Origin of the sequence: Streptomyces sp. NRRL B-3229, from assembly GCF_000719505.1 — a bacterium.
Lineage (GTDB): Bacteria > Actinomycetota > Actinomycetes > Streptomycetales > Streptomycetaceae > Streptomyces > Streptomyces griseorubiginosus.
Window position 1 is genome coordinate 31,033 of sequence record NZ_JOGP01000014.1, and the last position, 16,451, is coordinate 47,483.

The window sequence follows — 16,451 nt, forward strand, 5'->3', positions numbered from 1 at the left end:
CCCGAACCCGGCACCCTCGGACCGCGGGACCGCGGGGCCCGGAGCCGCCACCGGCGAACACCGGGCAGCCGCAGCCGGTGCCGGTGCGCCTCCAAGTCAGGGCTTCGCGCCCGTCGCGTCGCGCAGCAGCGGCACTTCGCCGGCCTCGGACAGCCTGGTGCGGAGCCGCGCCGCGTCCTGGCCGGGCGGCAGCCCGTACGCGCGCCGGTACTCGCGGTTGAACTGGGTGGCACTGACGTACCCGACATCCTGGGCGACCTGAGCCGCCGTGCCCTCCCCGGTGAGCAGCCGCCGCCGCGCTTCCTGGAGCCGCAGGTGCTTCTGGAACCGCAGGGGGCTCATGCCGGTGGCCGCCTTGAAGTGCCGGTGCAGGGTGGCCGGGCTCATCCGGGCCACCTCGGCGATCTCGTCGATGCCGAGCCGCTCGGTGCAGTGGTCGCGGATCCAGCGGGCCGTCGTACGGATCCGGGCGGCGGCGGAGTCGGCGAGCGACCAGTGGCGCAGTACGGGCCCGAGCGGGCTGCGCAGCAGGCGGTACAGGATCTCGGTCTCGATGGGGGGCGCCAGGGGACCGATGTCCTCCGGGGCGTCGAGGAGGCGGACCCAGCGGGCGACCGCGTCGACGAGCTCCGGCGCCATCGGCGCGGTGACCGCCGCGGCGGCGGGCTGCGGCGAAGGCGGTCCGGCCGTCGCCAGCTCCAGCTGGAGGGCGGAGAGCGCCTGGTTGTCGAGCCGCATGACGGCGGCCCGGTAGGGCACCTCCTCGAAGGCGGCGGTGACCGGCAGATCGAGGGTGAACAGCGCCATCGAGCCGGGCGGAGTGATCCAGCTGCGCTCACCCGCCACGGTGCGCTTGGCGCCATCGGCGATGAAGCAGACCATGGGCTCGTACGTCACCTCGATCGGCTCCATGATCTTGTCGACCGCGACCAGCGACAGTCGGGGCACGGCGGTCTGCGACCACGGCCCCACGCAGTGCCGTTCGACGGCCCGTGCCAGTCCGTCCAGCATGAGAGGACCCTTCGCCTGAGAGGATCAGGCAATCCTATGCGATCAGTGTCCCATGACGTCCGGGCAGCGCGCTCCTAGCGTGGAGGCATGACTCAGCAGCACAGGAACCTCCCGCTCCGCAGCCTCGGCACCCAGGGTCTGGAGGTCGGCGCCGTCGGCCTCGGCACCATGGGCATGACCATGGCCTACGGCACCTCGGACGAGCAGGGCAGCATCGCTACCCTCCGCCGCGCCCACGAACTCGGCGTCACCCTCTTCGACACCGCCGAGCTGTACGGCATGGGCACCGGAAGCAACGAGCAACTCCTCGGGCGGGCCCTCAAGGACGTCCGCGACGACGTCGTCCTCGCCACCAAGTTCGGCTTCGATCTGAGCGACCCGACGAAGCTCGGTGCTCTCGACAGCCGCCCCGAGCACATCCGCGAGGTCACCGAGAACAGCCTGCGCCACCTCGCCACCGACCACATCGACGTGCTCTACCAGCACCGGGTCGATCCGGCCGTGCCCATCGAGGAGGTGGCCGGCACCGTCGGTGAGCTGATCGCGGAAGGCAAGGTCCGCTATTTCGGTCTGAGCGAGGCGGGCCCCGACATCCTCCGGCGCGCCCACGCCGTGCACCCGGTGTCGGTGCTCCAGACCGAGTACTCGGTGTTCGAGCGGGCCGTGGAGGCGGAGGTGCTGCCCGTCGTGCGCGAGCTGGGCATCGGCTTCGTGCCGTACTCGCCGCTGGGCCGCGGCTTCCTCACGGGGGCGGTGCGGCCGGCCGCCGAGTACCCGTCGGACGACATGCGCAGCTGGGACGAGCGGTGGCAGCCCGGCAACTACGAGAAGAACCTCGCCGCCGTGCGTGAGCTGACCGCCCTGGCGGAGTCCAAGGGCATCGCGGTCACCCAGCCGGCCCTCGCCTGGCTGCTGGCCCAGGGTGACGACATCGTGCCGATCCCGGGCACCCGCAGCGTCCGGCGCCTGGAGGAGAACGTCGCCTCCGCGTCCGTCGAGCTCACGCCCGAGGACCTCGCCCGGGTCCAGGAGATCCTCCCGCACGGCTCGGCCGGCTCCCGCTACCCGCAGAGCATGATGCCGATCTGGTAACGACAGGCCTGTGCCGAGTGCAGAAGGAGGGCGGGCAACCTGCTCTCCTGCTCGGCGAGTTGCCCCGCCATCCCCTGAAGGCACGGCCTCGGCGACCACGACGACGACCCCGGCGGCCATAACTCGCGAGCGATCTTCGTTCGTGATCCCTACGATGAGGGCCCAGAAAAGAGCCCAAGACAACCATCCGGTCGCCCGACAGGGGAACCCCCTGAGGGGCGGCCGGGGTCGCCGATGCCAGGGACCGCTCCCCGGGCTGCGGTGATCTTCCTGTCCAGGAGGACGCCCCCGCATGTTCCGACGTATTGGCAACGTAGTCGTCCGACATCCCGTGTGGACGATCGTGGCCTGGCTCATCGCCGCCGTGGCGATCGTGGCCACCGCCCCCGGCCTGCCCTCGAACAGTGACGAGAGCAGCTTTCTCCCCAAGAGCTATGAATCCATCAAGGCCGCGGACATCCAGGCGAAGGCGTTCCCCGCCGCCTTCACCCCGTCCGCGATCGCGCTCTACCAGCGCACTGACGGCGGCAAACTGACCGCCGCCGACAAGAAGGACGTCGAGCGGATCACCTCCGAGCTCGGCGAGAAGAAGATCGACCAGGTGCAGAAGGTCGTCCCCGGCCAGCCGTCCTCCGACGGCAGGTACACCATGACCCTGGTCCAGATGGACAGCAAGAACGCCGGCCAGCCCGTGCAGGCCGACGCGGCAAAGGTGTTGCGCGACGACGTCAAACAACTCGTCAAGGGCACGAACCTCGAGGTCAAGCTCGGCGGCTCAGCCGCGCAGGCGCTCGACCAGCAGGACTCGTCCAAGCGCGGCGAGGCGCTGATCGGCATCGGCACCTTCGTCATCATCCTGGTGACCCTGCTGATCATCTTCCGGGCCCCGATCCTGGCCTTCCTGCCCCTGATCACCATCGGGTTGGTGTCCGCCATCGCCAACGGGCTGATCGCGTACGCCACCAAGCTGTTCGGCCTCCAGGCCAACAGCTCGATCTCCTCGATCCTGATCGTGGTGCTGTTCGGAGTGGGCACCGACTACTTCCTGTTCCTGATGTTCCGGTACCGCGAACGGCTGCGCCTGGGCGACGAACCGAAGCAGGCCATGGTCAACGCCGTCGACCGGGTCGGTGAGGCCATCGCCTCCGCCGCCGGCGCGGTCATCATCGCCTTCCTCGCGCTGGTCCTGTCCACGCTGGGCTTCCTCAAGCAGATGGGCCCTGCTCTCGCCATCGCGGTCACCGTCACCCTGATCGCGGGCCTGACGCTGATCCCGGCCGTCGTCTCGCTGATCGGCCCGAAGGTCTTCTGGCCGTCCAAGTCCTGGCAGCGGGAGCCGGAGAACGCCCGGTTCGCCGCCCTCGGCCGGGGCGTGCAGAAGCGTCCGGCGCTCACCACCGCGCTCTCCGGGCTGGTCCTGGTCGTGCTGTCGCTCGGGACCCTCGGCTTCAACGCCACCTTCGACCTGGCGTCGGGCTCCATGCCCAAGACCAAGGAGTCGATGGTCGTCCAGGACGAGATGCAGAAGGCCTACTCGGCCGGTGCCGCCGCACCCACCGACGTGTACCTCTCCAGCACCGACGGCAAGGCGATCGACACGACGGTCTTCGACGCGTACGTGAAGAAGCTCGCGGCCGTGGACGGGGTGGCGAACGCCCGCCTGGCCCAGCTGAACAAGGACGGCAGCACGATCGACTTCAACGTGACGCTCAAGTACGAGGCGTCCACGGACAAGGCGATCGAGACGGTGGGCCGGGTCCGTGAGGTCGCGCACGCCGACGCCCCGCCCGGGACCGAGGCCGTGGTGGGCGGCATGTCCTCGATCTACAAGGACATCGACACCGCCGTCACCCACGACTACAAGACGGTCTTCCCCGTCGCAGCCCTGCTGATCATGCTCATCCTCGGGCTGCTGCTGCGCAGCGTGGTCGCGCCCTGGTACCTGATCGCCTCGGTCGGCCTGGGCTTCGGTGCCACGCTCGGTGCGACGGTCTGGATCTTCCAGGGCGCGGTCGGTCATTCGGGCCTGATGTTCATGCTCCCGGTGATCATGTATCTCTTCGTGGTCGCCATCGGCACGGACTACAACATCCTGATGATCGCCCGGCTGCGGGAGGAGGCCCGCGAGGGCCGGGAGCCCCGCGAGGCGGCGGGCATGGCCCTGCGGCACGCCGGTCCCACGGTGGCCGCGGCCGGGTTCATCCTGGCGGCGACCTTCGCCACGATGATGCTGGCCGGGAACGCCCTGCTCACCGAGATGGGCTTCGCGGTGTCCTTCGGCATCGCGGTCGCCGCGTTCGTCATGGCGATGTTCTTCACCCCGAGCCTCACGGCCCTGATCGGCCACGCCGCCTGGTGGCCGGGCCACGCGGACCGGGCGAAGGAGTCGGCGACACCCCTGGCACCGGTCTCCGGCGGCGAGCGGGACACACTCGCGCCCGATCCGGCGGGACGCCGCAACTGACCCCACCCCGACGTACGGCGGCCACCGGCCCTACGGCCCGGTGGCCGCCGTTCGTCAGGACGGCCCCTCCTCACCGACCAGCGGTCGATCTCCTGGTCAAGGGCGGGCGGCGGATCGCTGATCATTTAAGATGCGCGCAGCGAACGCCAGGGGGACCAGTGAAAACTCGACGGCTGCACGGATGCCTCGGAACAGTCGTGGGACTGGCTCTCGCGGTGGCCACCGCCATGCTTCTGGGCCGGGCGTGGAACGCCTGTGACGTGGGAGTGAACGACTCGGCCAACAGCACGTTCCTGACGTGGCTCTTCATTCCGGGCCTCTGGGCGGTCCTGGTACTGGCGTGGGTCGCGGTGGGCGCTCTTCTCGGGAACCACCCCCTTCTGCACGCCCTCGCCCTCGCGGCGACGCTGCTCGGTGTGGTCTGGTGCACCCTCTCGCTCTGGCTGGGTGACGCCACCCCTGCGTGCCCGGACGGCGTGCCTGCGTGGTGGCCGCGCCTCGTCCCCGCACCGGGGTTCTGAGCAGACAGCCGAACCGGAGGTACCGAACGGAGCCGCGTTCCCCGGACATTCATCACGGCATCACCTCCCAGGGCTTGAACCGGCGCGTGTCCCCACTAGCGTCTGCGGGTGTCCCGCTCCCCCACGAGTGAGGTGTCGATGTCCGCAAGGCACGTCCTCGCCGGCCTGACCTCGGCGGCGTTGCTCACGGTCTCGGTCGCGGTGCCCGCCGCGGCGTACGAAGGCCGCCAACTGCCCGATCGGATGGCGCACTTCGACCTCCAGGCCCACCGCGGCGGCCTCGGCATGACGACCGAGGAGTCCCTGGAGGGGTTCGGCAAGGCGCTGCGGCTCGGGGTGTCCACACTGGAGCTGGACACCCATGTCACCAAGGACCGCAGGGTCGTCGTCAACCACGACCGGCAGATCAGCGCGGTCAAGTGCCGTGACACAGAGCCCGTGACGCCCGACGACCCGATGTACCCGTATGTCGGCAAGTACATCAAGGATCTGACGTTCGCTCAGATCAGGAAGTTGGACTGCGGTTATCAGCAACTGCCCGGATTTCCCGAGCAGGAGGTCGTCCAGGGATTCCGGATGGTCGAGCTGAAGGACGTCCTGAACCTGGTCAAGCGCTACCGCGCCAGGCAGGTCACGCTGAACATCGAGACGAAGGTCGAGGCGGGCGCTCCCGAACAGACCGCGCCGCGTGGGCTGTTCGTGCGACGCGTGTACGAGGAGATCCACCGCTCGGGCATCGAGAACCAGGTCACCGTCCAGTCCTTCGACTGGGGCGCGCTGAAGGCGATGCACGAGCTGGCGCCGACCTGGCCTCTCGTCGCGCTCACCAATTACGACTTCCTCCAGGTCGGCAAACCGGGGGCGTCCCCCTGGCTCGGCGGGATCGACGCCGACGACTACGGCGGCGACTTCGTCAGGGCCGCCGCCACCGTCCCCGGCGTCAAGGCCCTGTCCCCCAACTACGGCTTCCCGCAGACCGGCAAGGTCGGCGACCCCGGCTTCCGCTTCTACGCGGACCGCACGATGGTCCGCGCGGCCCATGCCCGGGGCCTCAAGGTCATCCCCTGGACCTGCGACGACCCGGCCACCGTGGAGGCGCTCATGGACATGGGCGTCGACGGCATCATCACGGACTACCCGAACCGGGTACGGCAGATCATGGCCGACCGCGGCATGCGCCTGCCCCGGCCGTACCGGTCCCGCTGACGGAGAGACCCGGCACCGTCTCGTCCTGCCGCGTGATCCGTCGTCATGTCCCCTTGACGTCCCCGGGTACGACCAGACACACTCCAGGGATGAATGTGACCGGTCACAACCGCAGTCCGGCGAGCATCCGTGATGTCGCCGCGGCCGCCGGGGTCTCCTACCAGACGGTCTCCCGGGTGATCAACGGCCACCCGAGCGTCAAGCAGTCCACGCGCGAACGCGTGCTCGCCGCCATCGACGAGCTGGGCTTCCGCCGCAACGCCACCGCGCTCGCCCTGGCCAGGGGCCGCAGCAGGGCCGTGACCGTGCTCACCGCCAACACCACCCACTACGGCTACGCCTCGATCCTCCAGGGCGTCGAGGAGTCGGCCCGGTCGGCAGCCTACTCGGTGGGCGTGGCGGTCCTCGAGTCGGCCGACCCGGCCGCCGTCACCGCCGAGGTGCAGCGCGCCGCCGACGCGGGCGGCGGACTCGTGGTGATCGCCTACGACCCGGAGGGCGTCCAGGCCCTGGCGGCGGTCCCGGCCGGCGTCCCAGTCGTCGGCATCGTCGAGACCCCGGCGCGCCCGCCCACGGACAACCGACCGTGGGTGTGGACCGACGACCGCGAGGCCGCCTACGAGGCGACCCGGCATCTGCTGTCCCTCGGGCACGAGACCGTGCACTACGTCGCCATCCCCTCCAGCACTCGCCGCACCGGAGCCCGCACCAGCGGCTGGCGACAGGCCCTCAAGGAGGCCGGCGCCGCACAACCCCGCCCCGTGCAGGGCAGTTGGGGACCGGCAGGCGGCCACGCGGCGGGGCGGAAACTCGCCCAGGACCCCTCGGTCACGGCGATCCTGTGCGGCAACGACGACCTGGCCCTCGGGGTGCTGCGCGCCCTGCACGAGGCCGGCCGCTCAGTGCCGGGCGAGGTCAGCGTGGCCGGGTTCGACGACGCCCCGCACTCCGCCTATCTGACGCCGTCCCTGACGACCGTACGCCTGGACTTCACCGGTCTGGGCCGAGCCGCGTTCGCCCTGCTGCACGGCGTCCTGGAGGAGTCCGCGCCGATCGCTCCGCACCCCGTGTCCGTACCGGAGCTGGTCATTCGGGAGAGCACGGGGCGACCGTCGGCCTGAACCCCTCGTCGTGCGCCGATCAGTACCGGGTGTCCCACGCCGGCAGGGACCTCGGGGCGGGACCTCGGCACACCCAGCCGTACAGCACCACCGAGCAGAGAGCCGCGAGCGCGCACCAGGTCGACACGAACTCCAGCCGCCACAGCAGCCAGCACACCACGGCACCCGCGCCGACGAGGATCCCGAGCACGGTGAGCCGACGCTCGCCGGAGAGCAGCAGGGCGCCGACCGTGGCGACCAGGTAGCCCGCGACGAGGAGTTGGGCGTGGGGCAGTCCGATGACGTGGGCCATGGTGTGGCCGCGGATCTCGGCCCGGACCGGGCGGGTGGCGAGCCCGTACGCGAGGAACGCCGCCGTCACCGTCCCCAGCAGGACGAAGGGTGTCACGCGGCGCCTCCCCCGGCGTGCCGAGGCGCACCACAGACCAGCCGGCACCCACAGCGCGAGGAGCGGCAGGGCGATGACGGCCCACGCCATGGTGGCCGCGCCGGTTCCGCCGCCCATGTGCCAGACCCGGGCCTCGACCAGTTGGTGAGCGCCGAGCAGCAGGGGCAGCGCGGCCAGCGGGAGGTCCCCGGCCCGCCGGGTCCTGGCCACACACGCCACCCCGACGCAGGTGATGGCGGTACCCGCCACGAGATCAGCTGTCGCACTCCAGCACATGACCACCATGTCAGCCGCGGGCGCCGCACGTACGCGGGAATTCCGGCGACATCGGTGCACGTCGCCGGGATACTGGGCGTCCATGGATGAGGTCGAGGTCGTCGTCGCCCATGCCGAGCGGGCGACTCTGCGCGTCGGGGACGTGTTCCTGAAGGTGGACGCCGATCGGGCGCGCCTCGAAGCCGAGGTCGAGGCGATGTCCCTCGCGCCGGTCCCGACCCCCGAAGTCCTGTGGTGCAAGCCGCCCGTGCTCGCGCTCGCCGCACTCCCGGGGGCGACGCTCGGTCGCCTGGGCGGGCCGTCGACCGGGTCACCGGCGGCCTGGGCCGCGGCGGGCGCCGCCATCCGCCGACTGCACGACGCGCCGCTGCCGCCACGGCCGGGACAGGCCGGCCGGGACGTCGGGGCACTGGCGGCGGAACTCGACGAGGAGTGCGAGGTGCTCGTGGCCGACGGTGTCCTGCCCGCCGACCTGGTCGCCCGCAACCGCCGGGTCGCCGAGGCCGCGCTCCGGACGTGGACTCCGGCGTTCACCCACGGCGACCTTCAGATCGCGCACGTCTTCGTCGCGGACGACGAGGTCACGGGCATCATCGACTGGTCCGAGGCGGGCCGTGGCGACGCCCTCCACGACCTCGCCACCTTCACGCTCGGCCACGAGGAGCACCTGGACGACGTCCTCGCCGGCTACGGCAGGGACGTCGACCTCGACGTGATCCACGCGTGGTGGTCGTTGCGCAGTCTGCTGATCGTCCGCTGGCTCGGCGAACACGGCTTCGACCCGTTCGCGCCGGGGTGTGAGGTCGATGTGCTGAGATCCCGGATGTGAGACCGAGTTCTCATGGCCGCCGGACCGCTCACCCCTGCGGCTCGCAGATCGCCTGGGGTGGGCGGAAGCTGCTGTCCGTGCCCGAGTCGGTGTTCGTCTGGATGCGGATCGTCTCCAACTGGTCGAGAAGCGAGTCGAGCTGACGCTCCGTCGGGTCGCGGAAGAACTCCAGGACGGCCCGGTGGAAGGCGTCGCGGAGTTCGGGTGCCATCACATCGGAGGCGTCGAAGCACAGGGTGTGAGCGCGGGAGGTGAGCAGGGAGTGGATCTCGCGCTCGACCGGGGTCGCGGACTTCGGCAGCGCCAGCCCGGCGGTGTCCGGGAAGAGCGGCCGCACCTCGGGTTCCGCCTCGGCGCGCCAGAGTTCGCGCCCGGCCCGGCTCGACAGCCGCGCCACGAGTTCCTGGGCGTCCGGGTCGTCGCTGAAGACGGCCGCCATGTCACCGGCGACCTCGAAGGTGTCCCGGTAGGCGGACGGACCGCCCAGATAGCGGGCCGACGGCTCCACCTCGACGTCGTCGCCGGCGTAGACGTACCGGATGAAGGCGCTCTGGTGCTCGTGCGTGCAGCCGAAGCCGGGCGAGTCGAGCAGTCCGCGCGGCTGCCCGTCAGCCGTGGACGTGCCCTCGAACGACGTGGTCAGGGACTGTTCGACCGCCCCCGGGGTGCGCTTGCCGAGCAGCCGTGCCCAGCTGGTCCAGGCCCCCTTGACGGCCGGGTCGCGCCAGTCGAGGCGGCCCGTGGCCCACTGGGTGTAGAGCGCGGGTCCGGCCCGGTGGAGCACGAGGTCCTCGATCCAGTCGGTGCCCGGCCAGCCGGAGGTGGCCTGCGAGGCGAGGCCGACACACCACCTGGGCCGGTCGCCCGGCGCGCCCCGCTTGCTCCACACCAGGCTCTTGAGGTCGACCTTCAGCGGCACCCAGAAGGTGCGCTGTCTGTTGTCCACGATCAGGGTCGGCGACCAGGGTGCGAAGGCCCGCTCGGCGCTCTCGTCGACGAGCGGCCTCAGTTTGTCGCGGCGGGCGTACTCGGTGAGTTCGCCGATGCTGTTGAGGACCGCCACGTCCGGCGGATCGTCGGCCTCCAGCTGTGAGACGAGCGTCTCGCGGAGCGAGCGGGTGCCTTCGTAGGTGTACGTCCGTCCCGTCCCGTCGTCCAGTTCGTCCAGGGCGGCTTCGAAGGCCTTGCCCTCCTCGCCGGTCCAGGGGCCGAGGACGACGAGCGGGTCGCGGGTGTCCGAGCCACAGCCGGGGACCAGGGCGAGCAGGCAGACCGTGAGAAGGGCGCGCAGCAGGCGGCTCATGCGAGGGCTCCCGGTCGGGTGACGACGAGGTACTCACGGCGGTAGGTGTGCAGGGCGCCGGCGATGACGGCCGCGGCGACCAGGCCCGTGGGGAACACGAACGGGGCGGTTCCGTCGAGGGCGGCCAGTCGTCCGTCCGCGAGGTTCTCGTCGATCCGGCCCCGGAGCGTCTCGACGGCCCGTGGGTCCGGTCCGGCGAAGGGGCGTTCCTCGGCGATCATCTCGACCGTCGGCGAGGTCCGTTCGGCCAGGGCGTCCGCGAGGGCGACGGTCTCGTGCTGGGCGTGCAGGGCGAGCAGGGCGTCGACGGTCAGGAAGGGCACGGCGAGCAGGGGCAGGGCGGCGGCCGCGAGGGGGATGCTCAGCCGGATCCGGAAGCGGCGGCGCAGGAAGGACACCGTGCGCCACAGCCCTGCGGCCAGGAGGACGAGGGCGAGCGCGGCGACGACCACCGCGGCGACGCCGCCCGCCCCCCAGGCGGCCCGGTCGGCGAGGCGTGCGCGCAGTCGCCCCTCCAGGCCGGTCACCCGGTCCACGATCGAGGTCGCGGCGGAGCCGGTCGCGGCCGGGCATGCGGGGTAGGGGTTCGTGCGGGTGGCGTCGGTGGCCCGGGAGCAGAGCATGCTGCGCGCGTAGGAGAGTTCGGCTTCGCGCAGGACCGGATCGCCGGCATGCCCCTGGGCCCGGCCGATCCGGCTGGTGTAGTCGACCACCAGCGCGGACACGACCCGCAGTTCCTGCTCTTCGGCAACAGTGAGGGCCCCGCTGCGGGTGACCTGGTTCAGGCTCTGCGTGGCACGCGCGATCCGGGTCCGGTAGCGGTCGCTGAGCCCGCTGAGCTCGGCCGCCCGTCCCTCGTCGAGGTTGCGCTCGGCCTCGCCCTGCGCGATGAGCAGCGAGGCCCGGGCGTCGGCGAGGTCGACCAGGGCGGGCGCGGCGCGATCGCGCAGGTAGGCGGAGTCGTCGCGGGCGCCCGCGTAGGCCCAGCCGAGCGCCCCGAAGGCCACCACGGCGAGCAACGGCAGCGCGACGAGCCGGTCCCGCAGATAACCGCGGTTGCGACGGTCGGCGCTAGACGGCCAGGCGTAGCGGCGAACCCGACGGCCGAGTTCGGCGGTCACGGCGGCTACGGCCCGCGGGAGGCGAAGTGCGGTGTGCGCGAGGCCACGTGGGCGGCCGCCGGGAGCCGGCGGGCGCATCTCCTGCCGAGCCATGGGGTGTCCCTGCGAAGTCGGAAGGCGAACGGACGAATCTCGTGTGCACGGTCCAGAAGGACTCGGCCACGGCGGCGTTTTCGGCGACGGTGGAACGGGCCGTCCGGCGAGCGAGTTCGCCCGTCACGGCGGTTCCGGCGGTTCCGGTCCGCGGGAGGGGGCGGGCGTTCCCCGCGAGGACGCGTGGGCGGCCGTCCGGAGCCAGTCGGCGACTCTCCTGCCGAGCCACGGGCTGTCCCGGCGATGCCGGAAAGCGAGCGGACGTATCTCGTAGGCACGGTCCAGGAGGATCTCGGCCACGGCGGCGTCCTCGGCGGCGGTGGAGCGGGCGGCCTGGTGGGCGAGGGTGACGTAACGGCGGGAGAGGTCCTCGCGCAGGGCGTGCTCGTCGGGCGGGAGTCCGAGCCGGGGGTCGGCACCGGCGGACAGGGCCGCGAGCCCCGCCGCGTCGAGGGCACCGCGGGCGAGGGCTCCCTGTACGGCCTCCCAGACCTCGACGGTCATCCGGACCCTGGCCTCCTCGTCGGTGAGACCGTGCGCGTGGAAGAGCAGGGCGAGACGGTCCAGCACCTCACGCAGCCGCCTCGGCACGTCGTCGTCGCGCTCGGCCCGGCGCACGTACTCGATGCCGATCCGCACGGCCGCGGTCCGCGCGGCGGTCCGGTGCCGCGAGTGCTGCGGTACGGCGTCCAGTTCGCGTACGGCCTCCTCGCGCGCCCTTTCGCCGTCCCGGGCGAGGCGGGCACGCGCGGCGCCGAAGGCTGCGCTGCCGAGGGACGGGTTGCGCAGCCGTACGGCCTCGTAGAAGGTCAGGGCCGCGTGCCCGTGGCCGAGGCGTTCCGCGCAGTGGCCGAGGGCGAGCTTGGGCGCGTACTCACCAGGGATCGCCGCGTACACCCGGTCGAAGTGGCCCCAAGCCGCGGTGACTTGGCCCCGGGCCAGAGCGAGGAGACCCCGGTGCCAGCCCAGTCGCCAGTCGTAGGGGGCACGCCTGGGACCGATCCGGGTCTCGGCCGCGCGCAACTCCCGTTCCGCGGCGTCCGGTCCGTCCGCCGGGTTGCGCAACCGCAGTCGGCAGCGCAGGAGATGCACCTCGGTGGAGTCCGGCCAGTCGCCGATGTGCTGGAGCAGGGCCTCCGGAGCGGCGTCGGCCAGCCGGCTCAGCTCGGCGTGGTGCTCGTCGTGCGGGTCGGGGCGCGGGACGGGCAGGCGCTGGGCGACCTCGGCGGGCGGCGGCGGGGCGAACGGGGTCGGGGCATCGGGTGCGGCCCAGTGGGCGAGCGGCGGGGCGGAGCCGAGGGCGCCGTCGAGGGCGTAGGGCGACTGGAGGAAGAGCGGGGAGGGCTCGAAGGTCTCGGTACCGGTCCGCAGGGATCTCAACTCGCGGAAGACTCCGCGTAATTGCTCGTCCATCTCCCGCGCGTCGGCGAACCGCCCGGCCGGAACACGCAGGGTCGCGCGACGCAGCACCCGCGCGAGGGAGACCAGACCGAGCCCATGGGGGACGGGGGCGGTGGAGTCGGCTACGGACCAGGCGCCCTCGGCGACTGGCGCGGGCGTGCGGGGAGCGGGTGCGCCTCCTGTGCAGGGTGCACCTTCCCTGCCGGGTGCGCCTCCTGTGCCGGGTGCACCTTCCCTGCCGGGTGCCCCCACCTCCCCGACACCCAGCCCCTCCCCCAACTCGCCACCCCGCTCCCCCACCCCCCGGAACTCCCCCAGCGTCCGGAGGTCGCCCAACCGCGCCAGATCCTCCGGCGATCGGCCCAGCCCGCACAGTCGCCGCAGTGTCTCCCCCAGGCTGAACAGGTCGTCCTGTCCCCTGGATTCGCCGTTCGGCCCGACCGTAGGTGCTCTGAAGCCGTCCGTCGTCATCCCCGGCGTCCCGACCGGACGTACGCTCCCCACGTCGATGATCTTCGTGGTGGTGCCGTCGTGCATGACGTTGTCGGGCTTGAGGTCGCCGTAGACCTTGCCGGGCCGGTCGGCGTGCAGATACGCGAGGGCGGACAGGATCCGCACCCCGTACGCGAGCACGAACTCGTGGAAGCGGCGGTCGCCGAACTCCCCCGGGTTGAGCCTGGCCCGCGCCCGCACCTCCTCCAGCGTGAGCCCGTCCACGTACTGGAGGACCAGGAAGTCGCCGAGTTCGGGATGGTGGCCGTAGTTGAAGACGCGGATGATGTCGTCGTGGCCGAGGTCGACCAGGGCGCGCCGCTCCCGGGCCAGCGCGCCGGCCGCGGCGCCCGCCCGCTCGGGGCGCAGCATCTTGATGGCGACCTCGCGGTCGTCGACCTTGGTGTCGAGTGCGAGGTACACCTCGCCCATGCCGCCGTAGCCGAGGGGCCGGATGAGGCGGTACTGACCGGCGAGCAACCGTCCCGGCGGCAGGGGCAGTTCCTGGGCCTCGGCGGACGGGGCCCAGCCGCGGCCCAGCAGGGTGATCGAGGGCAGCACGGTCGGATCGGGGTTCTCCGCGGGCAGTTCGACCTGGGCGGTCCTCAGGTACATCGGCTGCCCGGTGACGACGAGCGGACCGAACGACCCCCCGGATTCCGGAACCTCACCGAATGCACTCCCGCCCCGAGCCCCCTTCATGCCTCCTCAGAATAGGGCCACGTGCCGGGATTGACCCCTTGCGTTCCTCCCGCGAACCGTGGGGCTGCCGGTTCGGGACACGGCAAGGCCGAGAGGGGCGTCCCGCGCGGATCGGTGTCCCTCTAGAGTGAGGAGTTCCTGTCAGAAGGGGTCCGGACCGCAGCCGTCCAGGCCGGCAGCGGTGAAGGAGACATGGTGACCCTGCGCGAGCACGATCCGGAGTCCGTCGGCGGCTACCGGATCGAATCGCGGATCGGGACCGGCGGCATGGGTGTCGTCTACCTCGGCAGATCGGCATCGGGACGGGCCGTCGCCGTCAAGGTGGTGCACACCCGCTACGCCGACAACCCCGAGTTCCGGGCCAGGTTCCGGCAGGAGATCGCCGCCGCCCGGCGGGTCAGCGGCGCGTTCACGGCGCCCGTCGTGGACGCCGACCCGGAGGCGGCACGGCCGTGGATGGCCACCGCGTTCGTCCCGGGCCGTACCCTCGCCGAACGCGTCGGCGAGACGGGGCCGCTGGACCGGCCCGCGCTGCGCCGTCTGGGCACCGAACTCGCCGAGGCCCTGCGGGAGATCCACCGCGCGGAGGTCGTGCACCGGGACCTCAAGCCGAGCAACGTGCTGCTGCTGGAGAGCGAGGGCGACGACGGGGCGGTGCGGGTCATCGACTTCGGCATCTCCCGCGCGGCCGACAGCGATGTGCGCACGCAGACCGGCATGGTGATGGGGTCACCGCCCTTCATGGCTCCGGAGCAGTTCAGCAGACCGCACGAGGTCGGCCCCGCCGTGGACGTGTTCTCGCTGGGCGCGGTCCTCGTGTACGCGGCCACCGGGCACAGCCCCTTCGAGGCGGAGAACGCCTACCTGGCCGCGTACAACACCGTGCACGGCGAGCCCAGGCTGGGTGAACTGCCGTCGGAGCTGCGCCCGTTGGTCGCCCGGTGCCTCGCGAAGGAGCCCGGGGACCGGCCCACGGCGAGTGAGGTGCTGGAGGCGTTGGCGGCGCTGCCGGAGGAGCTGTCCGACGGCACGCCGGACGAGGAACGTTCTCCGGCTCCGGAGACGGCGCCGACGGAGGCGGTGGCGTCGCCGCTCGGGGGCACCGAGGCGCTCCAGCCGGCAGGCCGCGGACCAAAGGGGCGGCGTCGGCGCGGGCTGTGGGCCGCCGTGGCCGCCGTGGTGCTTCTCGGCGGGACCGGGGCGGCCGCGGTCGCCGTGATGGCCGACGACCCGGCGAGCACGGTCGGGGAAGCCGTTCCGGCCGCCCCGGGGTCGCCGTCGGCCGGGAGGGTCCCGGCGGGCTGGCGGCCCTGGCACAACGCGCTGGGGTCGGACGGGAAGGACCAGCCGAGGGGCCTCGGTCCCTCATGCACTCCGGACGCGCTCGGTGTCTTCTGCGCTTCCGAGCAGGTCGCGCTGATGCGGCTGGACCCGGCGACGGGGAACACCGACTGGACCAAGCCCATGAGCCGCAAGCAGGTCAGCAGCTTCTCGCTGCGGCAGCCCGTCGTCCGGGACGGCGTGGTGTTCGTCTACAGCGCGGACCGCTCGCAGGGGGTCGACGCCTACGACGCGAGAACCGGCGAACTCCTGTGGCAGCTCAAGGGACCACTCGGCGACTTCGACTACCTGGGGAAGGCACTGCTCGTCCGCCTCGACACCCTCGACGCCGCCCCGGCTTCCGGCGGCACCACCGCGCGCTACGCGGCGTACGAGCCGCGCACGGGCAAGGAGTTGTGGCGGCGCGAGCTGAGCACCAGCTCGCCGAACCCCTTCCACGAGGGCCCCGAAGGCACGCTCTACGCGGACCTGCGCGGCGGCTCCGGCGGCATCGCCCGCATCGACGCGCGGACCGGCCGGACGCTGAGCAGTGTGGCGGCCCCGAAGGGCGGCCTCTGGCTGGCCACGATCCACGACGGCACGGCCTACTACGCCCGCTGGGAGGGCGACTCGGGCGTCTCCGCCGAGTTCTTCGTGCAGGACCTCGGCACCGGCAAGAGCCGCCGGATCGACTTCCCCTGGAGCGTCCAGCCGGAGGCACCACCGCTCGTGCAGGGCGACACGCTGTACATCTTCGACTACGGCAACGAGACGCTGCTCGCCCTCGACGTCAAGCGCGGCAAGCCCCTGTGGTCCAGCTCCCGCGACCTGCGCGTCTTCAGCGAACCGTCCTACCACGACGGCCGGTTGTACGTGACGATGCCGGACACCAGTGTCCTGGCGCTGGACCCGAGGACGGGCAAGGAGATCGGCCGTACGTCCCCGTCCTTCGACACGACGGGCCGCTCCTTCGAGGAGCTCTCCCCGAGCTCGGTACCACCGCTGCTGGTGGGCGACGTGCTGTACGGGGTCACCGGGCCGGGTGTCTTCTCGGTGCCCGACGTCGCCTGAAACGGGCGGTGCGGGCCCGGCACATGGGCCGGACCCCCAC

12 protein-coding genes are annotated in these 16,451 nt (G+C 72.0%); 7 read left to right on the forward strand and 5 right to left on the reverse strand.

The genetic code is table 11. The annotated features are described in order from the left end of the window. Positions 1 to 96 precede the first annotated feature (96 nt). Entirely contained in the window at positions 97 to 1,011 is a 915-nt protein-coding gene (locus IF54_RS0123210; RefSeq protein WP_030321745.1) for an AraC family transcriptional regulator, read from the reverse strand. A gap of 87 nt (positions 1,012 to 1,098) precedes the next feature. Here IF54_RS0123210 and IF54_RS0123215 point away from each other — a divergent pair, with 87 nt between their 5' ends. From IF54_RS0123215 to IF54_RS0123235, 5 genes are all read left to right on the forward strand, one after another. Beyond that, a complete protein-coding gene (locus IF54_RS0123215; RefSeq protein WP_030321747.1) occupies positions 1,099 to 2,103 on the forward strand; it encodes an aldo/keto reductase in 1,005 nt (334 codons plus the stop codon). A gap of 292 nt (positions 2,104 to 2,395) precedes the next feature. After that, positions 2,396 to 4,567, forward strand: coding sequence for an MMPL family transporter (locus tag IF54_RS0123220; protein WP_030321750.1), 2,172 nt, complete (start codon positions 2,396 to 2,398; stop codon positions 4,565 to 4,567). A gap of 197 nt (positions 4,568 to 4,764) precedes the next feature. Next, positions 4,765 to 5,088, forward strand: coding sequence for a hypothetical protein (locus IF54_RS0123225; protein ID WP_030321752.1), 324 nt, complete (start codon positions 4,765 to 4,767; stop codon positions 5,086 to 5,088). A gap of 138 nt (positions 5,089 to 5,226) precedes the next feature. Beyond that, positions 5,227 to 6,294, forward strand: coding sequence for a glycerophosphodiester phosphodiesterase family protein (locus IF54_RS0123230; protein WP_030321754.1), 1,068 nt, complete (start codon positions 5,227 to 5,229; stop codon positions 6,292 to 6,294). Positions 6,295 to 6,383: 89 nt separating this feature from the next. Beyond that, entirely contained in the window at positions 6,384 to 7,415 is a 1,032-nt protein-coding gene (locus tag IF54_RS0123235; protein WP_030321756.1) for a LacI family DNA-binding transcriptional regulator, read from the forward strand. A gap of 19 nt (positions 7,416 to 7,434) precedes the next feature. Here the strand turns inward: IF54_RS0123235 and IF54_RS0123240 are convergent, their stop codons facing one another. Continuing rightward, entirely contained in the window at positions 7,435 to 8,079 is a 645-nt protein-coding gene (locus IF54_RS0123240) for a DUF6629 family protein (protein WP_037820449.1), read from the reverse strand. An 82-nt stretch (positions 8,080 to 8,161) separates the two neighbouring features. On the opposite strand from IF54_RS0123240, the gene IF54_RS0123245 reads away from it, so the two are divergent. Beyond that, positions 8,162 to 8,908 (forward strand): phosphotransferase family protein, encoded by a 747-nt coding sequence (locus IF54_RS0123245; RefSeq protein ID WP_030321759.1) that lies wholly within the window; start codon positions 8,162 to 8,164, stop codon positions 8,906 to 8,908. A 28-nt stretch (positions 8,909 to 8,936) separates the two neighbouring features. Here IF54_RS0123245 and IF54_RS0123250 read toward each other — a convergent pair whose 3' ends face one another. The 3 genes from IF54_RS0123250 to IF54_RS0123260 all read right to left on the reverse strand — a co-directional run bounded on the left by IF54_RS0123250 (position 8,937) and on the right by IF54_RS0123260 (position 13,933). Continuing rightward, positions 8,937 to 10,211 (reverse strand): alpha-glucoside ABC transporter substrate-binding protein, encoded by a 1,275-nt coding sequence (locus IF54_RS0123250; protein WP_030321760.1) that lies wholly within the window; start codon positions 10,209 to 10,211, stop codon positions 8,937 to 8,939. Further along, positions 10,208 to 11,425 carry a hypothetical protein gene (locus tag IF54_RS0123255; protein ID WP_234439039.1) on the reverse strand — a complete coding sequence of 406 codons (1,218 nt, stop codon included), beginning with the start codon at positions 11,423 to 11,425 and terminating at the stop codon, positions 10,208 to 10,210. The genes IF54_RS0123250 and IF54_RS0123255 overlap by 4 nt, the downstream gene beginning before the upstream one ends. Before the next feature lie 123 nt (positions 11,426 to 11,548). Beyond that, a complete protein-coding gene (locus IF54_RS0123260) occupies positions 11,549 to 13,933 on the reverse strand; it encodes a tetratricopeptide repeat protein (RefSeq protein ID WP_037820451.1) in 2,385 nt (794 codons plus the stop codon). A gap of 279 nt (positions 13,934 to 14,212) precedes the next feature. Between IF54_RS0123260 and IF54_RS0123265 the strand changes: the two genes are divergently transcribed. Then, positions 14,213 to 16,411: a protein kinase domain-containing protein gene (locus IF54_RS0123265; protein WP_234439040.1), complete on the forward strand. Its 2,199-nt coding sequence runs from the start codon at positions 14,213 to 14,215 to the stop codon at positions 16,409 to 16,411. Positions 16,412 to 16,451: the final 40 nt, after the last annotated feature.

Excerpts from the sequence above, each read along its gene's own strand:
- IF54_RS0123210 (WP_030321745.1), bottom strand. The coding sequence starts at position 1,011 with ATGCTGGACGGACTGGCACGGGCCGTCGAACGGCACTGCGTGGGGCCG.
- IF54_RS0123215 (WP_030321747.1), top strand. The coding sequence starts at position 1,099 with ATGACTCAGCAGCACAGGAACCTCCCGCTCCGCAGCCTCGGCACCCAG.
- IF54_RS0123220 (WP_030321750.1), top strand. The coding sequence starts at position 2,396 with ATGTTCCGACGTATTGGCAACGTAGTCGTCCGACATCCCGTGTGGACG.
- IF54_RS0123230 (WP_030321754.1), top strand. The coding sequence starts at position 5,227 with ATGTCCGCAAGGCACGTCCTCGCCGGCCTGACCTCGGCGGCGTTGCTC.
- IF54_RS0123235 (WP_030321756.1), top strand. The coding sequence starts at position 6,384 with ATGAATGTGACCGGTCACAACCGCAGTCCGGCGAGCATCCGTGATGTC.
- IF54_RS0123240 (WP_037820449.1), bottom strand. The coding sequence starts at position 8,079 with ATGTGCTGGAGTGCGACAGCTGATCTCGTGGCGGGTACCGCCATCACC.
- IF54_RS0123245 (WP_030321759.1), top strand. The coding sequence starts at position 8,162 with ATGGATGAGGTCGAGGTCGTCGTCGCCCATGCCGAGCGGGCGACTCTG.
- IF54_RS0123250 (WP_030321760.1), bottom strand. The coding sequence starts at position 10,211 with ATGAGCCGCCTGCTGCGCGCCCTTCTCACGGTCTGCCTGCTCGCCCTG.
- IF54_RS0123255 (WP_234439039.1), bottom strand. The coding sequence starts at position 11,425 with ATGGCTCGGCAGGAGATGCGCCCGCCGGCTCCCGGCGGCCGCCCACGT.
- IF54_RS0123260 (WP_037820451.1), bottom strand. The coding sequence starts at position 13,933 with ATGTACCTGAGGACCGCCCAGGTCGAACTGCCCGCGGAGAACCCCGAT.
- IF54_RS0123265 (WP_234439040.1), top strand. The coding sequence starts at position 14,213 with ATGGTGACCCTGCGCGAGCACGATCCGGAGTCCGTCGGCGGCTACCGG.